This window comes from Bacillus sp. FJAT-50079, assembly GCF_018343515.1.
Classification (GTDB): domain Bacteria; phylum Bacillota; class Bacilli; order Bacillales; family Bacillaceae_C; genus Lederbergia.
Genome location: NZ_JAGYPD010000001.1, coordinates 147,285 through 167,212, shown reverse-complemented (window position 1 = coordinate 167,212; position 19,928 = coordinate 147,285). Strand labels below are relative to the sequence as shown.

Sequence of the window (19,928 nt, the reverse complement as noted above, 5' to 3'; positions counted from 1 at the left end):
GTAACTATGTTATAAGGATTTGCCAATTGTTTTTATAAATTCTTGGGTCTTCTCTAATTGGAGAAGACCTTGTTTGTTTTATTCTCTAGTCTTTTGACACTGTAAGTTTTAAAAAAGGTAAACTTCTAGGACTTAACGTAACCCTACCTAGAATCAATCCTTTTTATATAAAGTAACTTTCACATATTTTAGGGAAGATCTTATCAGGGAATTTAACAGAGTCGCACGTTTTTTTCGCCAACTATTCTGTTTCTACCGCAAGGGGATATATGTATCGCAATTTCAACTAAGCAAAATATTAATGGCCACATTCATTAATATTTTGATATTGAATTGTTATTTAATAAAAAGTCGATAACTTCTTGGGCTGTCCCCAATTCAAATGATGAGCGTTTGCGTAATAAAGTTAAATTTCGAGGTACCCGAAAAGTGGAGCAATTAGCAATTGCCAAGAGCCCATGTTCTAATTCTAGTTGAATGGTAGAATACGGTAACATTGAAACGCCTAATCCATGGATGATTGCTGCTTTTATTGCTTCGAGATTGGATAACTCTAATACAACATTTACTGTGTTTCCAGACAGTATATTTTCCATAATGGATCGGATAAATAATTCCTTAGAATGAAATATAAATGGCAATGTTAATATTTCCTCAAAAGAGATGATTTGACCGTTGGCCCAAGGATGTTTTCCTGGTAAAACTAGCACTAGTTCATCTTGAGTAATACGAGATATTTGTATTTCATCTCTTAAAATTACGCTTTCGTAATTTATCGCTAAATCAATTTGATTATTAATGAGTTTCTCAATCAAATCTGCATTGCTTTCTTCTAGGGTAACATTAAATCTAACATATGGATTTGTCTCCATAAAATTAGATATAAAGCCTGGAAGAAAGTATGTCCCTGGAATTGTAGAGGTCCCAATAAAGAGCTTTTCTTTATGCTTACCACTCCTAACTAATGCATTTTCGGCTTCTTCTACCATATTAAAAATTCTACGTCCATATTCTAAAAGGACCTCACCGTGATTTGTTAATTTGAACAATCTACCTCGCCTTTCAATTAACTTTTTACCTAAAGTAAATTCTAAATTATTAATATGTTGCGAGATGGCAGGTTGGCTTATGTTAATTTTTTTTGATGCTTTGGTAAAACTTTTCATTTCAGATACAGCACAGAAAATATATAGATGGTGCAGATTCATCAAGTACACTCCTTTTGTATAAGTAAAACTTATGAAAAGGTAAGTTTTATATATTTTACACTATGATAACGCTATCATACAATGAAAGTGTGAAAGATTTGAATATTTTATATTTACGGAAACCTAGGGGGTAAAGGAATGTTCAGAATGAATAAGGTCGGAATAACATCATTACTAATAGCTTTAGTCCTGTTTACAGTAGGTTGTAGCTCTGGCAATACAAAAGAGGTTCAAAGCGAATCTACTAATTTATCTGAAGGAAAACAAGGTTCTGGCGAATTTGATTGGAAACAATTTTCGGGACAAGAAATATCATTACTTGCTAATAAACAACCATGGATTACGACATTAGAGCCACATCTTAAGGAATTTGAACAGCTCACTGGAATTAAGGTTAATATGATGATTTTTCCCGAGGATCAAGTACGACAAAAGGCATTGATTTCATTGCAAGCAAAAAGTGATGAGTTTGATATTTTAATGTCCCTTAAATCAAGAGAAGGACTGCAATACTATAATGCAGGTTTTTATGAAAATTTGGATGAATATGTATCAAATAAACAAATTACCTCTCCAGACTTTGATATGGAGGATTTCTTTGAAGGACCTTTAAACGGTGAGAAAATCGATGGAAATCTTATTGGTCTTCCTATCAATGTTGAGGGACCAGTACTTTATTACAACAAAGAGTTGTTTGAAGAATATGGGGCTGAAGTACCTAGCAAACTTGAAGATATTGAAAGTGCAGCAAGTAAAATAGTTAAGGGTTCAAAAGGGAAAATTCATGGAGTTACTTTAAGGGGGGTTCCAGGGGCTTTACCGTATACATTCGGTAATTTTATATATAACAATGGAAAGACATGGTTGGATGAGGGGAAATCGAATTTTCAAGATCCCGATAGGATAAGGGCTATTCAGCAGTATGCCGATTTGGCCAAAAATTATGGTCCTCCGGGGGTAATACAGTACACTTTTTATCAATCTTCCGCATTGTTTGCTCAAGGCAAAGTAGCTATGGAAATAGAGTCTACGAACGAACTTAATACTATTATCGATCCAAAAAGTTCTACAGTAATCGATAAAATTGGGGTTATACCAGTGCCACCAGGACCTGGAGGTAGTAAATTGACGCAATTGCAATGGGGAATCTCCATCAATAAATTTGCAAAAAATAAAGAAGCTGCCTGGTTATTTTTACAATGGGCTACATCGAAGGAAATGCAGCTTGAAATGGCACTTAATGGAATAGCGAGTCCAAGGCAATCCACTTGGGAAGATGAGAAGTTCATTTCTTCGATGGATACACCTTTAAAGAAAGAATGGGTAGAGGCGCTGAAGTTCATTATGAATAATGCTAATCCAGATGTTGGTCCACCAGCAGAAGATCAAGCTCAAGTAAGACAAATTATTGGAGAAATGGTTGGTAAAGTTATTTTAGGTGATAAGAGTGCTGAGGATGCAGCTAAAGAAGCAGATGCCAAATTAACGGAGGTTCTAAACCACAAATGAATCTAAGTTATTTAAAATCAATAGACCGTTGGTTACCTAAGAAAAAGGAGCACAAAAACTCACCTAGATCCCTAGATAGATTTGCTCCAATGATTATGGTACTACCTTCAGTAGTATTTACTTTATTGCTAATAGGCTTCCCCTTAATTTATGTGATTTATTTAATGTTTACTAAATGGTCCCCAGGTGTGTCATTCTGGGGTCTCCCATTTGTAGGTTTTGATAATATTTTACTAACTTTTAAAGATGCGCTTTTTTGGAAGGCGACATGGATTACATTGAAGATTTCTGGGATCTCTTTATTTTTTGAATTAGTTTTAGGGGTATACTTAGGTATTTTATTAAGCAAAGCCGTTCGGGGAATAAAAGTATTACGGATATTATTTTTCTTTCCAGCCATTATACCTTCCGTGGCAGCAGGTATGGTATGGGTTCAGTTATTTGAACCATCTCTTGGTTTTGTAAACTATGTCTTGCAAACTTTCAATTTACCAGCTGGAAAATGGCTAAACGATCCGGGTTCGGTAATTTATGCACTTTCAATCGTCGATATTTGGCAATGGACTCCATTTATTGCGTTAATTGTTTTAGGTGGTGTACAAGCCCTGCCAGAAGAACCATTTGAGGCAGCGTATATAGATGGAGCGAACAAAGCTCAAACTTTATTTTACATTATTTTACCAATGTTAAAACAAACGATTCTTATAGCCTTGATGTTAAGGTCGGTAGATATGTTGCGAATATTTGACACTATTTATGTTATGACCCAGGGAGGGCCGATTAACTCATCTACATCATTGAATATCTATGCTTACCAACAAGGTTTCCTTTATACGAATATGGGACAAGCGAGTACGATGATGTTGGTGTTATTGTTTATCGTTATGGGATTTAGCTATTTGTTAACTAGCTGGAGAAAGAGGTATGTATAATGAAAAACTCAACTTGGAAATCCAAACTAGCTATTTATATTCAATTAGCAATCTGTTTTGTAATTTTTATATTTCCAATACTTTGGATGTTATTATCCGCGTTTAAGCAAAATGTTGATATTACTTCATATCCGCCAAAGTTTTTATTTACGCCGACATTAGATCATTTTAGGGGATTGTTTAGCGCCTATCCATTTGGACAATATATATTAAATAGCATAATAATTACAGCTGGATCAACACTTTTGGGACTGATTTTAGGGGTTCCGGCAGCCTATGCAGCTGCTCGTTACAATTTGCAATGGACTGCATTTTTAAGTCTGATTGCTCGAATGGCTCCTGGAATTTTGTTTTTAATTCCTTGGTATGTGATCGCATCTCAATTAGGGTTAACTGATAATTATTTAACCTTAATCGTAACTCATACGGTAATTACAATGCCATTAATTGTTTGGTTAATGCTTTCTTATTTTCAAGGTATTTCAAAAGAAATAGAAGAATCAGCCATGATAGATGGTTGCGGGCCATTTAGGGTGCTTTGGCAGATTACTCTTCCTCTTGCACTTCCTGGCTTGTCCGTAGCAACAGCATTAGCATTTATTTTTTCTTGGAACTACTTTTTATTTTCATTAGTGCTTTCCGGATCTAAAACAACCCCTTTAACAGTAGCAGCATTTAACTTTATTGGAGTAGCAGCGGTTGATTGGGGAGGTTTAATGGCGGCAGCTACCTTAATTACAGTTCCAGTACTTATTATCGTTTCTTTTGTACAACGTTGGCTTGTCAGTGGATTAACAAGTGGTGCTGTAAAATAGCAAACTTTCTTGAAAGATTCATTATAGATTGCAAATAAGAGGGTGGGAAATTATGAGGAGTGCAAGATTTGTAGGTGAAAATAAAATTGAGATCAAAGATATAGAACTTCCTACATTATTTAATGAGGATGATGTAATTGTTAAGGTAACATGTTGTGGATTATGTGGTTCGGATAAAAGACTATTTAAAGAAGGTTCCCCTTATACTCCAGGGCATGAAATAGCCGGAATCGTTCACAAGGTTGGTCCCAAAGCACAAATAAAACCAGGTACTAGAGTCATTATATATATACCAATTTTTTGTGGAAATTGTAAGTTTTGTTTGGCTGGAGAAACAAATCGATGCCAACATATAGATGGCTTGATTGGATGGCAACGGGATGGTGGGTATGCGGAATACGTCTTAGTACCGTCCAAAAATCTTATACCGATTCCCGACGATATAACGGATAGTGATGGGGTATTACTACTAGATACCGTAGGAACGGCAGCCCATGCAATACGAATGGCAACTCGCTTAAATGTCAGCCCAACATCTGATAGTAAGGTTCTAGTTGTAGGATGCGGGCCACTAGGGTTAGGCACAATTTTGACATTTCAGGCGATGGGATATTCTGAAATATACGCTGTGGATCCCGTAGAAGATCGATTAACAATTGCAGAGGAATTTGGGGCAACTAGATATACTTCGGATATTGATCTTAAAGGAGAGTTTTCTATTGTTATTGAAGCTAGTGGAAGTGCCCCTGGTCGGAAAACAGCTATTTATGCAGTTGAACCGGGGGGAGCGGTAGTTATATTGGGGGAGAGCAATGATCCATTTGTCATTCATCCTACTCCACAATTAAGAAGAAAAGACTTTTATCTTATTCGTTCCTTCTATTTTAACTTGAATGAAGTGAAGGATAACATCGAATTATATAGAAAAAATCAAAACTCATTTCAAAAATTAGTTAGTAAAATAGTAACTTTTGATCAGTTGCAAGATACATTTATCGAATTTAGCCAGGGTAAAACAATTAAACCGTTCGTAAAGTTAAATTCATAGAAGCGCAAGTAATGGAAGGTGATTAAGATGAAGTACCTTGCAGCACAATATCAAGGGAATCAAAAATTACAGTTGGTGGAAAAAGAAATTCCAATCTTAGGGGAACAAGATGTACTTATTCGCATTGCAGCAGCCACTATATGCGGAACAGATTTTAAAATAATTGAAGGGAATTTTCCAGCTGAGCCTCCAGTAGTAATTGGACATGAATTCTCTGGATATGTAGAGGAAGTGGGCAGTGGGGTGAAATCGGTGCGCCCTAATGACCTTGTAACGATAGAGCCACATATTTTTTGTGGACTCTGTAAATATTGCCGAATTGGAAAAGAGCATCTATGCGCAAACAAAAAAGGGTTTGGGGTGCGCTTAGATGGTGGATTTGCTGAATACTGTGTAATCCCAGAAAAAACGGTTTATAAAATTCCAGATTATATGTCATCATCAGTAGCGGCACTAACTGAAAATGTAGGCTGCTGTATTCACGGAATCGAAAGGGCAAAGATTGATATTGGTGATCATGTGGCAATATTGGGCGGTGGCTTTGCAGGCATTGTATTAGCAGAACTGGCACGTATGAATGGTGCAGGGCAAGTTTATATAATAGAACCTAATTCATATCGCTTAGCGGAAGCGAAAAAGAGAGGATTCTTAACCATAGATCCAACGATAGAAAATGTCGCCGATAATCTTTTGAGGGCAACACACGGATTAGGCGCGGATGTGGTAATCGAAGCAGCTGGTAGGATAGAAACAGCAAGACAAGCTATGCAACTTATTTGCAAAGGGGGAACCATTTTGTTTTTTGGTGTAGTTCCTCCAAACGAATTCATGGAGTTTTCTCCTAATGATATTTTTTTAAAAGAGTTGACTGTACTGGGATCACACATTAACCCTTATAGTCATTATAAAGCTCTCGAGATTATTGAGAATCTTAATTTAGAAAGTTTAATTACGGCCCGATTTAACTTAGAACAGATTGAAGATGCATTTATATATGCTAAAAGTGGAAGAGGATTTAAGGTGGCTGTGTATCCGCACGGGGTACCTATATAAAATTAATAGCTTCATATTGGAGGAACATATGAGAATAAAAGAATCAGTGTTTATTGGATTAGATATAGGCTCAACCCATATAAAAGCCGCCGCATATAATAGGATGGGAGATATAAAAGCGATAGCACGAACATCTACACCAGCACATGTTACGAAAGATGGTGGAATCTATCATCTTGCAGAGGAGCTATGGGAAAATACAGTTAATGCTATTCAAACATGCATAGAACAAATAAGCACAAATGGATACAAAATTAAAGCAATTGGAATTGCAAGTGTTGCAGAAGCGGGTGTATTACTAGACGAAGAAGGGGAACCATTGGGTCCAATATTAGCGTGGTATGATCAACGCCCTAATCAATATTTAAATATGGTTAAAAGTCGTGTTAATCCTTTAGATTTTTATAGGAAAACGGGTTTATATCCCCAAGCAAAGTACTCTTTAATGAAGTTTATATGGATGAAGGAGTATATGTCGGAAAAGTGGAAAAAAGGAAGAGCTTGGTTACATATAGCGGAATACATAGCTTATTGCCTAACTGGTAAAATGCGAACTGAGGTATCTCTTGCAAGTCGTACAATGCTGTTTAATGTTAATCATCGTAAATGGGACGATGAATTGCTTATGGAATTTGATATTAACAAAGACTTGCTTCAGAAAACTATAAATGCAGGGGAAATTGTCGGTTCTGTACAGAAGAAAGTAAGTCAATATGTGAAAGTACCTGAAGGTATCCCGGTAACAATAGCTGGCCATGACCATATTGTAGGTGCATTTGGTATTGGTAGTACACTTGACGGAGATGTAACGAATTCATGTGGAACCGCTGAAACTCTTGTAATTAATATGCCTCACGTTGATATGGATCAATTTACTGGAGTACCGAACTTTACAATCGGTTGTCATGTAATTCCTGGTCGATACTACGCTTTACTCCCAGTTGGTACGACAGGAGGAATTGTTGAATGGTTTTTATCAATCACTGGTTGGAATTATGACCAATTTACAACTGTACTATCCCAAGAAAAAGGAAATCAAGATAGCATTGGATTTTACCCATCACCATTAGGCGATAGTGACTCCGAAAAACATGTACAAATGGCGTGGTTTGGCGGTGCACTTACTAATAGTTATTCTGCACAAATGGCAACATCTATTATTCAAGGATTAAGCTGTTTGTTCAGAAATAGAATTGAGGTACTGCAAGCTTTAAAAATCAGAATGGAAAGATTATTAGTAACTGGTGGGGCTACACAGAATCCATATTGGATGCAAACTAAAGCAAATATTTTAAATCGTTCGTTACAAATTGTTCGAGACTCTGAAGGTGTTGCAAGAGGCGCTGCTATACTAGCTGCAAAAGCAAGTGAAGAACTTGATGAGATCCCAGTTCCATCATCACTTACACTAACGCCTGATGTAATTCAAGCAAAAAAGATTGATCATTACTATATCAATGATTATTCAAAAAAAATTGAGATTGCTAAAGAGTTAATGGCTCTTTAAAAATTTGTTTTGATACAAATACAGAAGGGGAGATAAACATGACTTTAGTTTCTGGTTTAAGTTTACTTAATCACGCTCATAAACATCAATATGCGATTGGAGCTTTTAGCGTGGACCATATTGACAGTATAGATGCAGTAATACGCACGGCGGAAGAATTGGATTCTCCGGTAATCATTCAAACCGGACAAGCTACATTAAAACATACTCCTATGAATGTTTTAGCTGCCGCTGCCATAGAAAAAGCAACCCATGCAAAGATTCCGGTGATACTTCACCTCGATCATGGTAATGGATTTTCTCAGGCGATTCAAGCTATTCGTTATGGATACACGTCCCTAATGTTCGATGGTTCCCAGTTGCCAATTGAAGATAATATCTATATTACAAAGCAAATTAAGGAGGCGGCCAATGCAATCGGAATACCGCTAGAAGCGGAACTTGGCAGGGTTGGTACCCGTGGAAAAGATGAGATAAGACAGCTGACAGATCCTGATGAAGCAGTTCAGTTTGTCCGTGAAACATCTGTTGATAGCTTAGCAATTGCTTTAGGTAATATTCATGCTGCTTATGGAGAAAGCGTGCCAATCGATTTGGGCCACCTAAAAAAAGTTCACGATCTAGTTGGAGTACCTATTGTCTTACATGGGGGAACAGGAATCCCAGCCAATGATGTGAAAACAGCAATATCATATGGAGTTAGTAAAGTTAATATTGCTACTGAGTGGAGGAGAGCAACAATCGATTATTTACGAGAGAACCTATCCAATGCAGATAATAACGATTTTTTTGCTTTGATAGAAGGAGTCCGTCAAACAATAAGCGACATTGTAAGGGAAAAAATACAATTACTTGGCAGTGCGGGAAGAGCATGGGAGGGAAATGAAAATGACAGGGTATATGTACTATGATGGTCAGTGGCAGAAAAGTATTAGTGGAAGCACCTATGTTGTAAATGATCCAGCTTCCGGAAAAAAAATTAATGATGTCTTTTTAGGAGAAAGGGAAGATGTAGCTCTAGCAATAAATTCCGCAGAGCGGGGATTTAAAGCATGGTCTAAAATGACCGCGATGGAACGTTCAATTCCCTTATACAATGCATATAAACTACTAATTGAGCGAAAGGATCATATCGCTCGAATATTAACAAAAGAGCAGGGGAAACCATTAGCAGAAGCGCAAGGAGAAATCATCCAAGCTGCTGAGTTTCTACGTTGGTACAGTGAAGAAGCGAAACGAATTTATGGAGAAATCATACCGGCATCGACAGCCAATAAACGTGCGCATGTAATTAGACAACCGATCGGAGTTGTTGCTGCAATTACACCGTGGAATTTTCCCGCGTCTATGATTACCCGTAAAATAGCACCTGCACTGGCAGCTGGTTGTTCAGTCGTGGTCAAGCCTGCTGAAGCAACGCCACTTACGGCAATTGCTTTATTCGAGGTATTTCATGAATCAGGATTTCCAAAAGGTGTGCTAAATTTGGTTATTGGCGACGGTTCAACGATGGGAACAGAATTTCTTGAAAATAGAAAGGTGAAAAAGATCGCATTTACAGGTTCGACGAGAGTTGGAAAACAGTTAATAAGTGGTTCAGCAGAACAAGTAAAGAAGGTTTCTTTGGAATTAGGAGGGCATGCACCGTTTATTGTTTTTTCTGATGCCGATATAGATCATGCTGTGGAGGCATGTATTATTAGTAAATATAGAAATGCTGGGCAAACATGTATATGCACAAATCGAATTTATGTTCAAGAAGACATAGAGGAAATCTTTTCTAGTAAATTAGCCAAACGTGTTCAATCTTTACAATTAGGACATGGATTAGAGGATAATATTGAAATTGGACCATTAATAAATGAATCGGCTTATAGGAAGGTGCAAGAGCATGTAGAAGATGCTTTAGCGAAGGGAGGAAAGTTATTAACAGGGGGGGGAAGAAAGTTAATTGATGGAATGGCAGGTTTCTTTTATGAACCTACATTAATTTCAAATGCAAACGATCAGATGAAAATTTGTAATGAGGAAACGTTTGGACCAGTTGCACCCATTATAAAATTTAAGTCAGAAGAAGAAGTGATTGAGGCAGCTAATAATAGTGTTTATGGTCTTGCTGCTTATGTATTTACACATGATTTAGGACGGACCTATCGTGTTGGAGAAGCCCTAGAATACGGAATCATTGGTATTAATGATGCATTACCAGGTGCTCCTCAAGTTCCATTTGGGGGATGGAAAGAGAGTGGAATTGGGAGAGAAGGTGGGCATTACGGGCTAGATGCATTTTTAGAAATAAAATATATATCAATAGAGTTAAATGAAAGTGAAAAATGAAGGAGTAGTCATAATCTATGAAAGTAGTCTCGTTTAAACATCGAGTTGTTTCTATTCCAGTTCGTTACCCGGTAGTCTCTTGTGTTCGAAAATCGAAAAATATCGTTTTTGTCTTACTAGATGTTTTTACTGATGAAGGTTTTACTGGGATATCATATGCTCAAGCTTTTCATAAAGATGCTGCACAGGCTATATGTTCATGTTTAGATTATTTGGAACCAATTATTAAAGAGGAAGATCCGCGGAATATTGAAAAGATATGGTATAAAATGCTTGATGCGATAAAATTATTAGGTCATCAAGGCTTGCCAATGTTTGCATTATCAATGATCGATATTGCATTGTGGGATATATTGGGGAAAATTGCAAACCTTCCAGTATGTCGTTTATTAGGGGGGGAGCCACAAAACTTTGAGGCATATCAAAGTGATGGCTTGTGGCTTGTGTCCCCTAACGAGGCCGCTATTCAAGCTGATGAGTTTGTATCACAAGGATATAAAGCGATTAAAATGCGTTTAGGTAGACCAGATTTAGAAGATGATTTAAAGGCAATTCGAGAAATAAGAAATGTAATTGGTGAAAATATAGAGTTGATTGCTGATGTGAATCAAGGATGGACAATGGAAACTGCAACTGCAATGATCGAGAAAATGCGAAGCTATAACCTAAGGTGGGTTGAGGAACCTATTGAAGCTAACAACACGGACGGCTATTATAAATTGGTAAATAAGATGACGACATCTATTCCTATTGCTACGGGTGAAAATTTGTATGGGGTTGCTTCGTTTCATCATTTCTTAAAAAAAGACGCAGCGAGTGTTTATACTCCTGATTTACAACGAACTGGAGGAATTACCGGATGGAAGCGCATTAATACATTGCTTGAACAATATAATAAGCCCTCAAGTATACATTTATTTCCTGAATACGCGGTACATTTATTTCCGGTGATTCGAAATCATCTTAAAGTTGAATGGATGAGTTGGGCAAGCCCGTTGTTTAAAGAGCGAATTGAATGTAAAGACGGAATGTTAAGGACTCCTGAGCGGGCAGGTTTCGGTCTTGAGTGGGATGAAGTTGCTGTGTCAAAATATAAGATCGAAATGTAATTTAATAGATAGTTATAGGTGAAAACATAATATTACTTAAGGTGAAATTTGGATTTGTGAAAGATATTTATATAGATACTTACTCGAATTTTAGGGTAACATTATTATTTATTCCTACAAGGGAGATGCAATCAATAAGAAGTTGCTAATGGTGATCTGTTGTGATATTTTTTAAAATTTTAATACCCATATTTATAATATTTTTAGTTGGGTTTATTGGACAAAAGAGAATTGGCTTTGATGTACGCAACCTTTCCATAATGGCACTTTATCTTATGTCACCGTTTTTAGCTTTTAGGACATTCTACCAAACATCTCTGGATACCCAATATTTATTTATGCTCATTTATTCTATTATACTATGCTTTCTTTTAATTATTTTGGTTAAATTCATTGGCAAGTGTATGAGGTATACATATTCAGAAAAATGCGGAACAATTCTAGCAGCTGCTTTTATGAACAATGGGAATTATGGAACCCCTGTTGCATTATTTGTTTTTGGAGCAGCAGGTTTGGACTATGCAGTAGTCTTAATGGTTCTTCAAACTTTTTTGATGAGTACAGTCGGTCTGTACTTTGCTGCAAAAGGTGGAAGTCAAGGTGATGGAATAAAGGAAGCGCTTAAATCTGTTGTAAAAATGCCAATTATTTATGGTGCCTTAGGTGGTTTGTTTTTACAAGTAAGTAAAATATCAATTCCTGATTATGTCTTTACTGCTGTTGATTTTATAGCGGATGCGACTGTACCTACTATTATGATTATTTTAGGAATGCAACTGGCATTAATTTCACTTAAATGTATCCCTTTTAAAAAGGTTTCAATTGCTTTATTAATTAGATTAGTAATTTCGCCTTTTATTGCCTATATAATTACATTAGCTTTACCCGTAGATGATACTTTGGCAAAACTTATGATTCTAATGGCAGGAATGCCGACGGCAGCTAATACCACAATCTACTCACTTCAGTTTAATACTGAGCCAGATCTTGTTTCTAGCAGTACTTTAATTAGTACTCTATTTAGTCTTATTACTCTGCCTGTCTGGTTGTGGATTTTATTGTAGATGACTAGTTATAATGATATCTCATTTTTCAGGTTTTCCAACTGTGTGGGGATTGTGGCTTAAACGTAATTTATATAAACACACGGCATATTACGGATGTGACTTTGCCAAGGAACAACATTGTAGTTATAGTGGGATGTATCATTGAGATGCCATAATTTCGCCATTTTGTATTGTACAATGTAGCTTGATTAATAATGATAATGATTTTTCCCAATGGGATGTCTAAAAAGTTAGTTTCAATAACTTTCTAGACATCCTTTTTAGTTTATTTTTCATTATACATAAAATTAAAGAACTGGCCCTGACATTCTTTGAATAATCATGAAAGATAGACAAACTCATTTTTCCAGACTATTAATTTGCTAATAATAAATGAAGAATTGGAGTTTTTATTGGAAAGGGGAATGTGGTAAATGAGTAGGAGCATTGTTACAGCTAATCGCATTACTGAGCTACCCGATGAAAACTACTTCAAAAGCTTAGATCTAGTTCTAACATTCACGGCTAATTGTTTCGAATCAGGGATAGTTGAGATTTTAAAAGAAGTAGCAGAAAAGGAGTTGGAAAGCATCCGTATATTGAACAATCGGAATATGCTAAAAGGATCACTAAAAAAGTAGAGAAGGATTAAAATGATCTAAAAAAAGAATTAACTCCTGAGTTAGAAGACCTTTTAGAGATTTATGCTGAATCTTTTCATCATTTAATAGCAATTGAAAGTGAGGATCGTTTTATTGACAAATAATTTTTCAGTACTTTTGAGTTTAGGATGGATCGGTTCAATATATCATCCGATTTAATACGTGAATAGGAGATGTCGCGGAATTGTTAGGGAACAAGGCTTTTCTTTAGATTCAGGAGGGCTGAAGGGAAGCATGGACATTGTATGATTTTCCTCTTGTTAGCAATACCTGGGTGGTGATAAGTATTTGGAAGAACCTAAAAAATAAGGGGAAGCAAGAGCGCTTTTGGTAAGTCAGGCATTGTATGAACTATGTTAAAGAAACGAGAGAGGGAATAATGAGGTTTTAAAAGAAAGAATGGTGGCTGATGCCGCCCTTTTATGAGATCGTCCGCGTTCTTCTATTACCTAATTGAATATCCTTTACAAGGTGATGGAAAAAGGGCCCTCGTCAACATTTTCCTTTACAATCTCGTAAACTTCCGATATGATGGTGCCGACTAAGAAAACTGCATAGATCTGTTGCACTAGGGGTGCCGTAAAGGCTGAGATGGAATGAGGAGGAGCATTCTGGTCCCTTATTACCCGATCTGGATAATACCAGCGTGGGGAAGTGCAGCCGTTTTACGGATGACTTTACCGTATACAGCTGCATCTTCCAAAAGATGCAGTTTTTTTGTTGTCAATAATATATTTGCGGGAATCCGCAAGTCATGAGGAGGAATTTTATTATGTCAGAGTTTGTATGTGGAACGAGTAGAATTGTCGGGTTTAGGTTTTCACTTTATCCGATGAGTGATCGATTCGTCGACATTATTAAATCAACTTTGCAGGAAGTGGATACGAGTAAAGTTTGGTTGCAGACGGATGATATTAGTACTTGTATTCGCGGGAAGGTGGAACATGTCTTTGATGTAGCAAAGGCTGTTTACTTAATTGCTGCGAAAACGGGGGAGCATGTTGTTTTAAACGGAACGTTCTCTATCGGTTGTCCTGGTGATACGGAAGGAGATTCATATATGTCGGTAGACGATGTGCGAAATAATGACCTGAAGGTTGCTAATATTCAAATTGAAGCACCAACACAATTTGCTTTGTATCCAATGAACGATACGCGATATATGGAAATTATCGCGGATGTATGCAAAATCGCTCAGGAAAAAGGCACCTTCACTGGCGGAGTTCATTATGCAAGCCGCTTGGATGGGGATGCACATGATGTATTTTCAACATTGGAGGAAGCATTTGTTTTTACGCAAGAACAAGTGAGTCACACGACGATGACAGTGAATATTTCTGCGAATAGTCCATCGAGAAAATAAGAGTATATAAAGGAGGAAATCCATATGTTTAAATGGAATTTACGTGAAATCGTCGTTATGTCTGCTCTTGCCGTCGTTTTTGCTATTGTTTATTTACTTTTTTTTCAGGTTGGCAATGTCATGGTTGGAATAATGGGACCGATCGGGTATGAGCCAATATTTGGAATATGGTTTATCGTTTCTATTATTGCCGCCTATATTATTCGGAAGCCTGGTGCCGCGTTTATAGCCGAGACAATCGCGGCTTTCGTGGAGGTGTTAATTGGCAATGTCAACGGGCCAAGGTTAATTGTCTCAGGAATGATTCAAGGGTTAGGTGCCGAAATTGTATTCGCGGCAACGGGATGGAAACGTTATTCAGTCTGGGTGCTCATGGCTGCAGGTATGGGCTCTTCCGTTTTTAGTTTTGCTTGGGGCTATTATTTATCAGGTTTTGCAGCTCTATCTCCGACCTATGTGTTTTGGATGTTTACAATCCGGCTGATTTCAGGGGCAGTGCTTGCTGGACTATTGGGGAAATATATTAGCGACACATTGGCAAAAACAGGTGTCTTACATGGAATGGCATTGGGCAAAGAGTTGAAAAGGAAGCAAGCCGCATGACCACACCACTGTTGAATATTGAGGATTTCTCTTTCTCCTATGAAGAAACAATAATTTTAGAAGAGATTTCTTTCACGGTTCAAAAAGGGGAAACCTTAATGGTGCTAGGTCCAAGCGGTTCAGGAAAAAGTTCGCTTGCTTTATGTCTAAACGGTCTCTATCCGAATGCAGTGGACGGCCATAAGGAAGGGATGATATACCTTTCTGGGAAAAAAATCGAGGATTATTCGCCGGGGGAAGTTAGTCAACAAATTGGAGTTGTGTTTCAAGACCCGGAAGCGCAATTTTGTATGTTAACCGTAGAAGATGAAGTTGCATTTGGTTTGGAAAATATGAACATTCCCCAAGTGGAAATTCGCGATCGAATCGACTGGGCTCTTTCTCTCGTTGATTTGGAGGATTATTATTCTGCGAAAATAGCGACACTTTCAGGTGGAATGAAGCAAAAGTTAGCGTTAGCTTGTGTTCTCGCAATGAAGCCAAGCGTCATTATATTAGACGAGCCGACAGCGATGCTTGATCCATTGACAACGAGAGAATTTGCACAAATGATGAAAAAATTGCAGGTCGAACTACAATTTTCTCTTATCGTCATTGAACATAAGCTTGATCACTGGATTTCATTTATGGATCGATGCGTTGTGATCACGCAAAATGGACGCATCACCTTTGATGGCACACCACAAGATTGCTTTCAATTTTTTTTCGATGAACTGCATCAACAAGGAATTTGGCTCCCTAAATCACTTTTATTGAGTAATCAAATGGGCTTAGATGGAAATGTTCCGCTGACGGAAGAAGATTTGCTGAAAATAATGCATCTTAAAGGCTATTCACCAGATGATCTTCCCTTTTTCCCTTGCAAAGGGGAAATGGGGGAAGCGATTATGAAGGTTAAGCAGCTTACTTATAAACATATTTTACAAGGAATTGACCTTTCTATTCCAAAAGGGAAATTAACTGCCATAGTAGGTCCGAACGGTGCGGGGAAAACAACATTATCTTACGCTCTAGCTGGTCTTATAAAGCCTTCTTCCGGGGAAGTGTTTTTCAAAGAATCCTTACTGACAGATGTTGAAGCAAACCGAGCAGTCGGTTATGTTTTTCAAAATCCAGAGCATCAATTTATTGCAAATACGGTCTATGATGAGATTGCTTTTTCTTTGCATATGCAACAAAAGAGTATAGAAGAAATCAAACCTATCGTGGAACGAATATTAATAGCCTGCCATTTGGAGAAGCTTGCGAATCAACATCCATTTCAACTAAGTCAAGGACAGAAGCGTCGATTAAGTGTTGCAACGATGCTGGTCGACGAACAACCGATGCTTATCTTAGATGAACCAACCTACGGGCAAGATGCACGGACCGCAGAGGAACTCATGAAAATGATAAACGCTCAGATTGATGAAGGTTTTTCCGCTTTAATGATTACACATGATATGGAGCTGGTTGCTTCATATGCCGATCACGTAATTGTCATTGTTAATGGGACTGTTTTATATGCAGGAACGGCTCATGCATTATTTTTACAACATACGGAACTGCTTAAAAAGGCACATCTAGAACTGCCGCTTGTCTATTCTCTGCATGAAAAATTAATACGGGGTGAAAAACTTGCATCTGCACACGCTTAATCCAAGCATCAAAGCATTGACAGTCATCGTACTTGTCACTTTCATTTCTATTGTTTTCGATCCCGTTACTACGTTTTTATATTGGTTGTTTATTTTGGCCGTCACTTTTATTTTCGGTAAAGTTGAATTTCGCAAATGGCTGCTTATTTTCATTCCTTTTTTATTTGTTGCACTTGGTTATGTTTGGACAGCCATTGCATTTTCAAAACCTCCGCAAGGGACGGAATTGATTAGTTATTTAACAATTGGACCTATTAATGTAACGAATTATGGCATTTCTAGTGGCCTAGGTCTCGGAATGAGGGTGCTTTGCTTTGCTGGCTTGTCCATGCTATTTATCCTAACGACAGATCCAGTGAAATTTATATTAAGCCTTGTTCAGCAATGTAAATTGCCGCCAAAACTGGCTTACGGAATACTCGCTGGTTATCGCTTTTTACCATTATTGACGGAGGAAATCCGCATCATCCGCCATGCTCACAAAGTACGGGGAGCGAATCGAGAAACTGGAATGAAAGCAAAGCTGTTAACGGTAAAAAGATATGCGATCCCATTACTTGCAAGCGCCATCCGTAAAGCAGAGCGGGCCGCGATAGCAATGGAGTCAAAAGGATTTACCGGATCACGTAACCGAACCTATTACAAACGTTTGTATGTTAAATGGCAAGATTGGCTGTTCCTTAGCATAATGGTTTTTTTGTTCCTTGTTTGCGTGTTCGTTTCTATGAAACTGGGAACCTTTCGATCAGTTGGAGAATTTTTATAAGTTGTTGAGGTTAAGTCAATGATCACTGGCTTTCGCGAAAAAAAGAAAGAATATAATTTTGATTTTACCACGGCTTTGCTGTGGTAGTTTTTTATGGATAAAAAAATATAATTCGACATATCTTTTTGATCACCATCAACATTGGAAATCGTTTAAAAACAAACATGGAGTTAAAGTCCGTCCTCTTGTTATAGCCACTACGAATATTGCACAAGGAATTGCCTATATTTATAGCGGGGGTCAGTCTGTAAGGATTATAAATGATGCATTTACTTTAATTGGAACAGGAAAAATATTGGGCTTTCTTCCTTTGCCTGTGCTCTATATGATTATCTTGATTTTTATTTTTACTATGTTGCTAAATAAAACAAAATTTGGCCTATATGTGTAACAATTGAATACTCCAGATTTGCGAGATTCCCATGTTAGAGTGGCCTAGTGAAAAGAGATTTTTCACCAGGCTGTTTTTGATTTCACTAAAAATTATTGCTAAACAATTGGGAATTTGCAATCTATTGAATATTACAGAGAGTTAGTCGAGCAACGCTTTAACCAAAGAAAAAGATACGTAAAAATGATATATTACAACTGGATTACTTTGTATATATGAGAACTTTTTCTTGTTATCCTGCTGTTCAAAATGGAGGTCCTACTCGGAGAATACCAGATTATGTGCCAACAATTGCTTCTATGATGTTTATTCTATGTTTAGTATAAAGGGAATTATAAAGATGTTTCTCCTTAAGAGAGATATTTCAATAGATTCGTCATTACAAATTTAGATTTCTTACACTCTGTAAAGTTCAGATTTTTGGGATAATCCCAAAATATTGAACATTTGAAGAAGATATTAGACTTACATAATATATTTTAATCCTTAAAATTAAAGGTAGATGTAAGCGCTGTACATCCTTGCTGTCAAATACAGATATAGGGGGGAAAAGATGAAAAAGATAGTTGTCTTTTTAGCAATATTAATTGCTTTATTAATGTTGGCTATAGGATGTAGTAATGAAGTGGGTAACAAGAGTTCAAATGGTGGCACAGGTGAGTTGAACGATTCGCCAAAGAAGGTTCTGCGATTTATGACTAACGGAAATGACAATAGCGATAGTTTTAGGGCAATTACATCTATAGCTAAAAAATATCAGGAAGAAGTAAATCCTAATTTTTCTATGGAAATTGAATCTATACCTAATCAAAGTCAGTACTTTCAAAAGTTGCAAACGTATATTGCTAGTAATCAGATGCCAGATTTTTTTAAACTTCCCAACGGGCCAATAGCAGAGACTCTGGTAAAAGAAAACAAATTAGTAGATATTAAAGCAACACTCCGGGAGTTTGGGCAATTCGAAAATTATCATGAATCAGTTATTGATTTTCTTTCTTTTAAGGATGGAAGTTTATATCTTTTGCCAGAAGGAAGATACGGTGAGGCATTTTGGTATTATACTGAGCCCTTTAAAGAACTTGGTATTGAGGAACCGACTACATTTGAAGAATTCTTGGATATAAGTCAAAAATTAAAGGATGCCGGTTATACTCCGATTAATGTGGCGGGAAAGGAAAGATGGCAGTTAATCAGGTATTTATCTCATATCCCCCTCAGATTAACACACTATGATTTTATTGATGAACTTAAAACAGGAGAAATATCTCTCACCTCAGAAATTGGGATGAAATCTCTCAACTTTTTATATGATTTAGGACAAATGAAAGCTTTTCAAACCGGTTTTAGCAATACAGATTATACCGACTCAATCAACCAATTCTTAGGTGGTAAAGCCGTAATGCATTATAACGGTAGCTGGGAAATATCACAATTTGCGGAGAAATATGCAGATGGAGAAATAGATTACTTTTTTATACCTGACGTTGAAAGTGATGATAATAAAGGTCCAAATACATCCATAACTGCTGGCCTTGCATATGCCTTTAATGCAGAGACATTTGACGAACCTACAAAAGATTTCTTTAAGTATGTTGTTGAAAATTATCACCAAAGTGCTTTAGTTGAAGGATTTATGTCCCCGCTGAAGGGTGAATTACCTGAAGATGCAACTAAATTGTTGGAAGACTTTTCAAATGATCTAGATAAAGTTTTGCTTGGTGGTCTTTCATGGGATGACAAGCTAGATCCTGCAAGCACCGAAGCAATGGGGGTAGCAGCAAATGAATTAGCACTTGGAATGATCACTCCAGAAGAGTTTGCTAAGAGACTAGATAAAACCATTGCTGAAAATGCTCCTGCCTTCTTTAATATTGATTAAGCTACAAAAATTCAACTGCTGTAAAAGGCGGTTGAGAAAAACTAAAATTAAAATTAAGGATAG

Annotated in this window: 17 protein-coding genes and 1 riboswitch; of the genes, 16 read left to right on the top strand and 1 reads right to left on the bottom strand. The window is 37.0% G+C overall.

The annotated features are described in order from the left end of the window. Positions 1 to 314: 314 nt before the first annotated feature. Positions 315 to 1,208 (bottom strand): LysR family transcriptional regulator, encoded by an 894-nt coding sequence (locus tag KHA95_RS00850; protein WP_213135588.1) that lies wholly within the window; start codon positions 1,206 to 1,208, stop codon positions 315 to 317. A 138-nt stretch (positions 1,209 to 1,346) separates the two neighbouring features. Here KHA95_RS00850 and KHA95_RS00845 point away from each other — a divergent pair, with 138 nt between their 5' ends. The 16 genes from KHA95_RS00845 to KHA95_RS00770 all read left to right on the top strand — a co-directional run bounded on the left by KHA95_RS00845 (position 1,347) and on the right by KHA95_RS00770 (position 19,865). Beyond that, a complete protein-coding gene (locus KHA95_RS00845) occupies positions 1,347 to 2,717 on the top strand; it encodes an ABC transporter substrate-binding protein (RefSeq protein ID WP_213135587.1) in 1,371 nt (456 codons plus the stop codon). Then, positions 2,714 to 3,649 (top strand): carbohydrate ABC transporter permease, encoded by a 936-nt coding sequence (locus tag KHA95_RS00840; RefSeq protein ID WP_213135586.1) that lies wholly within the window; start codon positions 2,714 to 2,716, stop codon positions 3,647 to 3,649. The genes KHA95_RS00845 and KHA95_RS00840 overlap by 4 nt, the downstream gene beginning before the upstream one ends. Continuing rightward, a complete protein-coding gene (locus KHA95_RS00835; RefSeq protein ID WP_213135585.1) occupies positions 3,649 to 4,464 on the top strand; it encodes a carbohydrate ABC transporter permease in 816 nt (271 codons plus the stop codon). Before KHA95_RS00840 ends, KHA95_RS00835 begins: the two co-directional genes overlap by 1 nt. Before the next feature lie 52 nt (positions 4,465 to 4,516). Further along, complete coding sequence (locus KHA95_RS00830; RefSeq protein WP_213135584.1) at positions 4,517 to 5,512, top strand: alcohol dehydrogenase catalytic domain-containing protein; 996 nt, start codon at positions 4,517 to 4,519, stop codon at positions 5,510 to 5,512. Positions 5,513 to 5,539: 27 nt separating this feature from the next. Then, the gene (locus KHA95_RS00825; protein ID WP_213135583.1) at positions 5,540 to 6,565 is read left to right on the top strand and encodes a zinc-dependent alcohol dehydrogenase family protein; all 1,026 of its coding nucleotides are present in this window, start codon (positions 5,540 to 5,542) and stop codon (positions 6,563 to 6,565) included. A gap of 28 nt (positions 6,566 to 6,593) precedes the next feature. After that, positions 6,594 to 8,072, top strand: a complete 1,479-nt coding sequence (locus tag KHA95_RS00820; protein WP_213135582.1) for an FGGY-family carbohydrate kinase — start codon at positions 6,594 to 6,596, stop codon at positions 8,070 to 8,072. A gap of 38 nt (positions 8,073 to 8,110) precedes the next feature. Next, positions 8,111 to 8,983 (top strand): class II fructose-bisphosphate aldolase, encoded by an 873-nt coding sequence (locus KHA95_RS00815; RefSeq protein WP_213135581.1) that lies wholly within the window; start codon positions 8,111 to 8,113, stop codon positions 8,981 to 8,983. After that, positions 8,973 to 10,409 carry an NAD-dependent succinate-semialdehyde dehydrogenase gene (locus KHA95_RS00810; RefSeq protein WP_249316521.1) on the top strand — a complete coding sequence of 479 codons (1,437 nt, stop codon included), beginning with the start codon at positions 8,973 to 8,975 and terminating at the stop codon, positions 10,407 to 10,409. Before KHA95_RS00815 ends, KHA95_RS00810 begins: the two co-directional genes overlap by 11 nt. A 17-nt stretch (positions 10,410 to 10,426) precedes the next feature. Beyond that, positions 10,427 to 11,518, top strand: a complete 1,092-nt coding sequence (locus tag KHA95_RS00805) for a mandelate racemase/muconate lactonizing enzyme family protein (protein ID WP_213135579.1) — start codon at positions 10,427 to 10,429, stop codon at positions 11,516 to 11,518. A 161-nt stretch (positions 11,519 to 11,679) separates the two neighbouring features. Then, positions 11,680 to 12,582 carry an AEC family transporter gene (locus KHA95_RS00800; protein ID WP_213135578.1) on the top strand — a complete coding sequence of 301 codons (903 nt, stop codon included), beginning with the start codon at positions 11,680 to 11,682 and terminating at the stop codon, positions 12,580 to 12,582. A gap of 416 nt (positions 12,583 to 12,998) precedes the next feature. Further along, positions 12,999 to 13,205, top strand: a complete 207-nt coding sequence (locus KHA95_RS00795; protein ID WP_213135577.1) for a hypothetical protein — start codon at positions 12,999 to 13,001, stop codon at positions 13,203 to 13,205. 581 nt (positions 13,206 to 13,786) lie between these two features. Then, positions 13,787 to 13,896, top strand: a riboswitch (TPP riboswitch). A gap of 102 nt (positions 13,897 to 13,998) precedes the next feature. After that, entirely contained in the window at positions 13,999 to 14,589 is a 591-nt protein-coding gene (locus KHA95_RS00790; protein ID WP_213135576.1) for a Ykof family thiamine-binding protein, read from the top strand. A gap of 24 nt (positions 14,590 to 14,613) precedes the next feature. Then, positions 14,614 to 15,192 carry an ECF transporter S component gene (locus KHA95_RS00785; RefSeq protein WP_213135575.1) on the top strand — a complete coding sequence of 193 codons (579 nt, stop codon included), beginning with the start codon at positions 14,614 to 14,616 and terminating at the stop codon, positions 15,190 to 15,192. Beyond that, on the top strand, positions 15,189 to 16,829 hold the full coding sequence (locus KHA95_RS00780; RefSeq protein ID WP_213135574.1) for an ABC transporter ATP-binding protein: 1,641 nt from the start codon (positions 15,189 to 15,191) through the stop codon (positions 16,827 to 16,829). The genes KHA95_RS00785 and KHA95_RS00780 overlap by 4 nt, the downstream gene beginning before the upstream one ends. Next, complete coding sequence (locus KHA95_RS00775; protein WP_213135573.1) at positions 16,810 to 17,595, top strand: energy-coupling factor transporter transmembrane component T family protein; 786 nt, start codon at positions 16,810 to 16,812, stop codon at positions 17,593 to 17,595. The genes KHA95_RS00780 and KHA95_RS00775 overlap by 20 nt, the downstream gene beginning before the upstream one ends. A 944-nt stretch (positions 17,596 to 18,539) precedes the next feature. Beyond that, positions 18,540 to 19,865, top strand: a complete 1,326-nt coding sequence (locus tag KHA95_RS00770) for an ABC transporter substrate-binding protein (RefSeq protein ID WP_213135572.1) — start codon at positions 18,540 to 18,542, stop codon at positions 19,863 to 19,865. Positions 19,866 to 19,928: the final 63 nt, after the last annotated feature.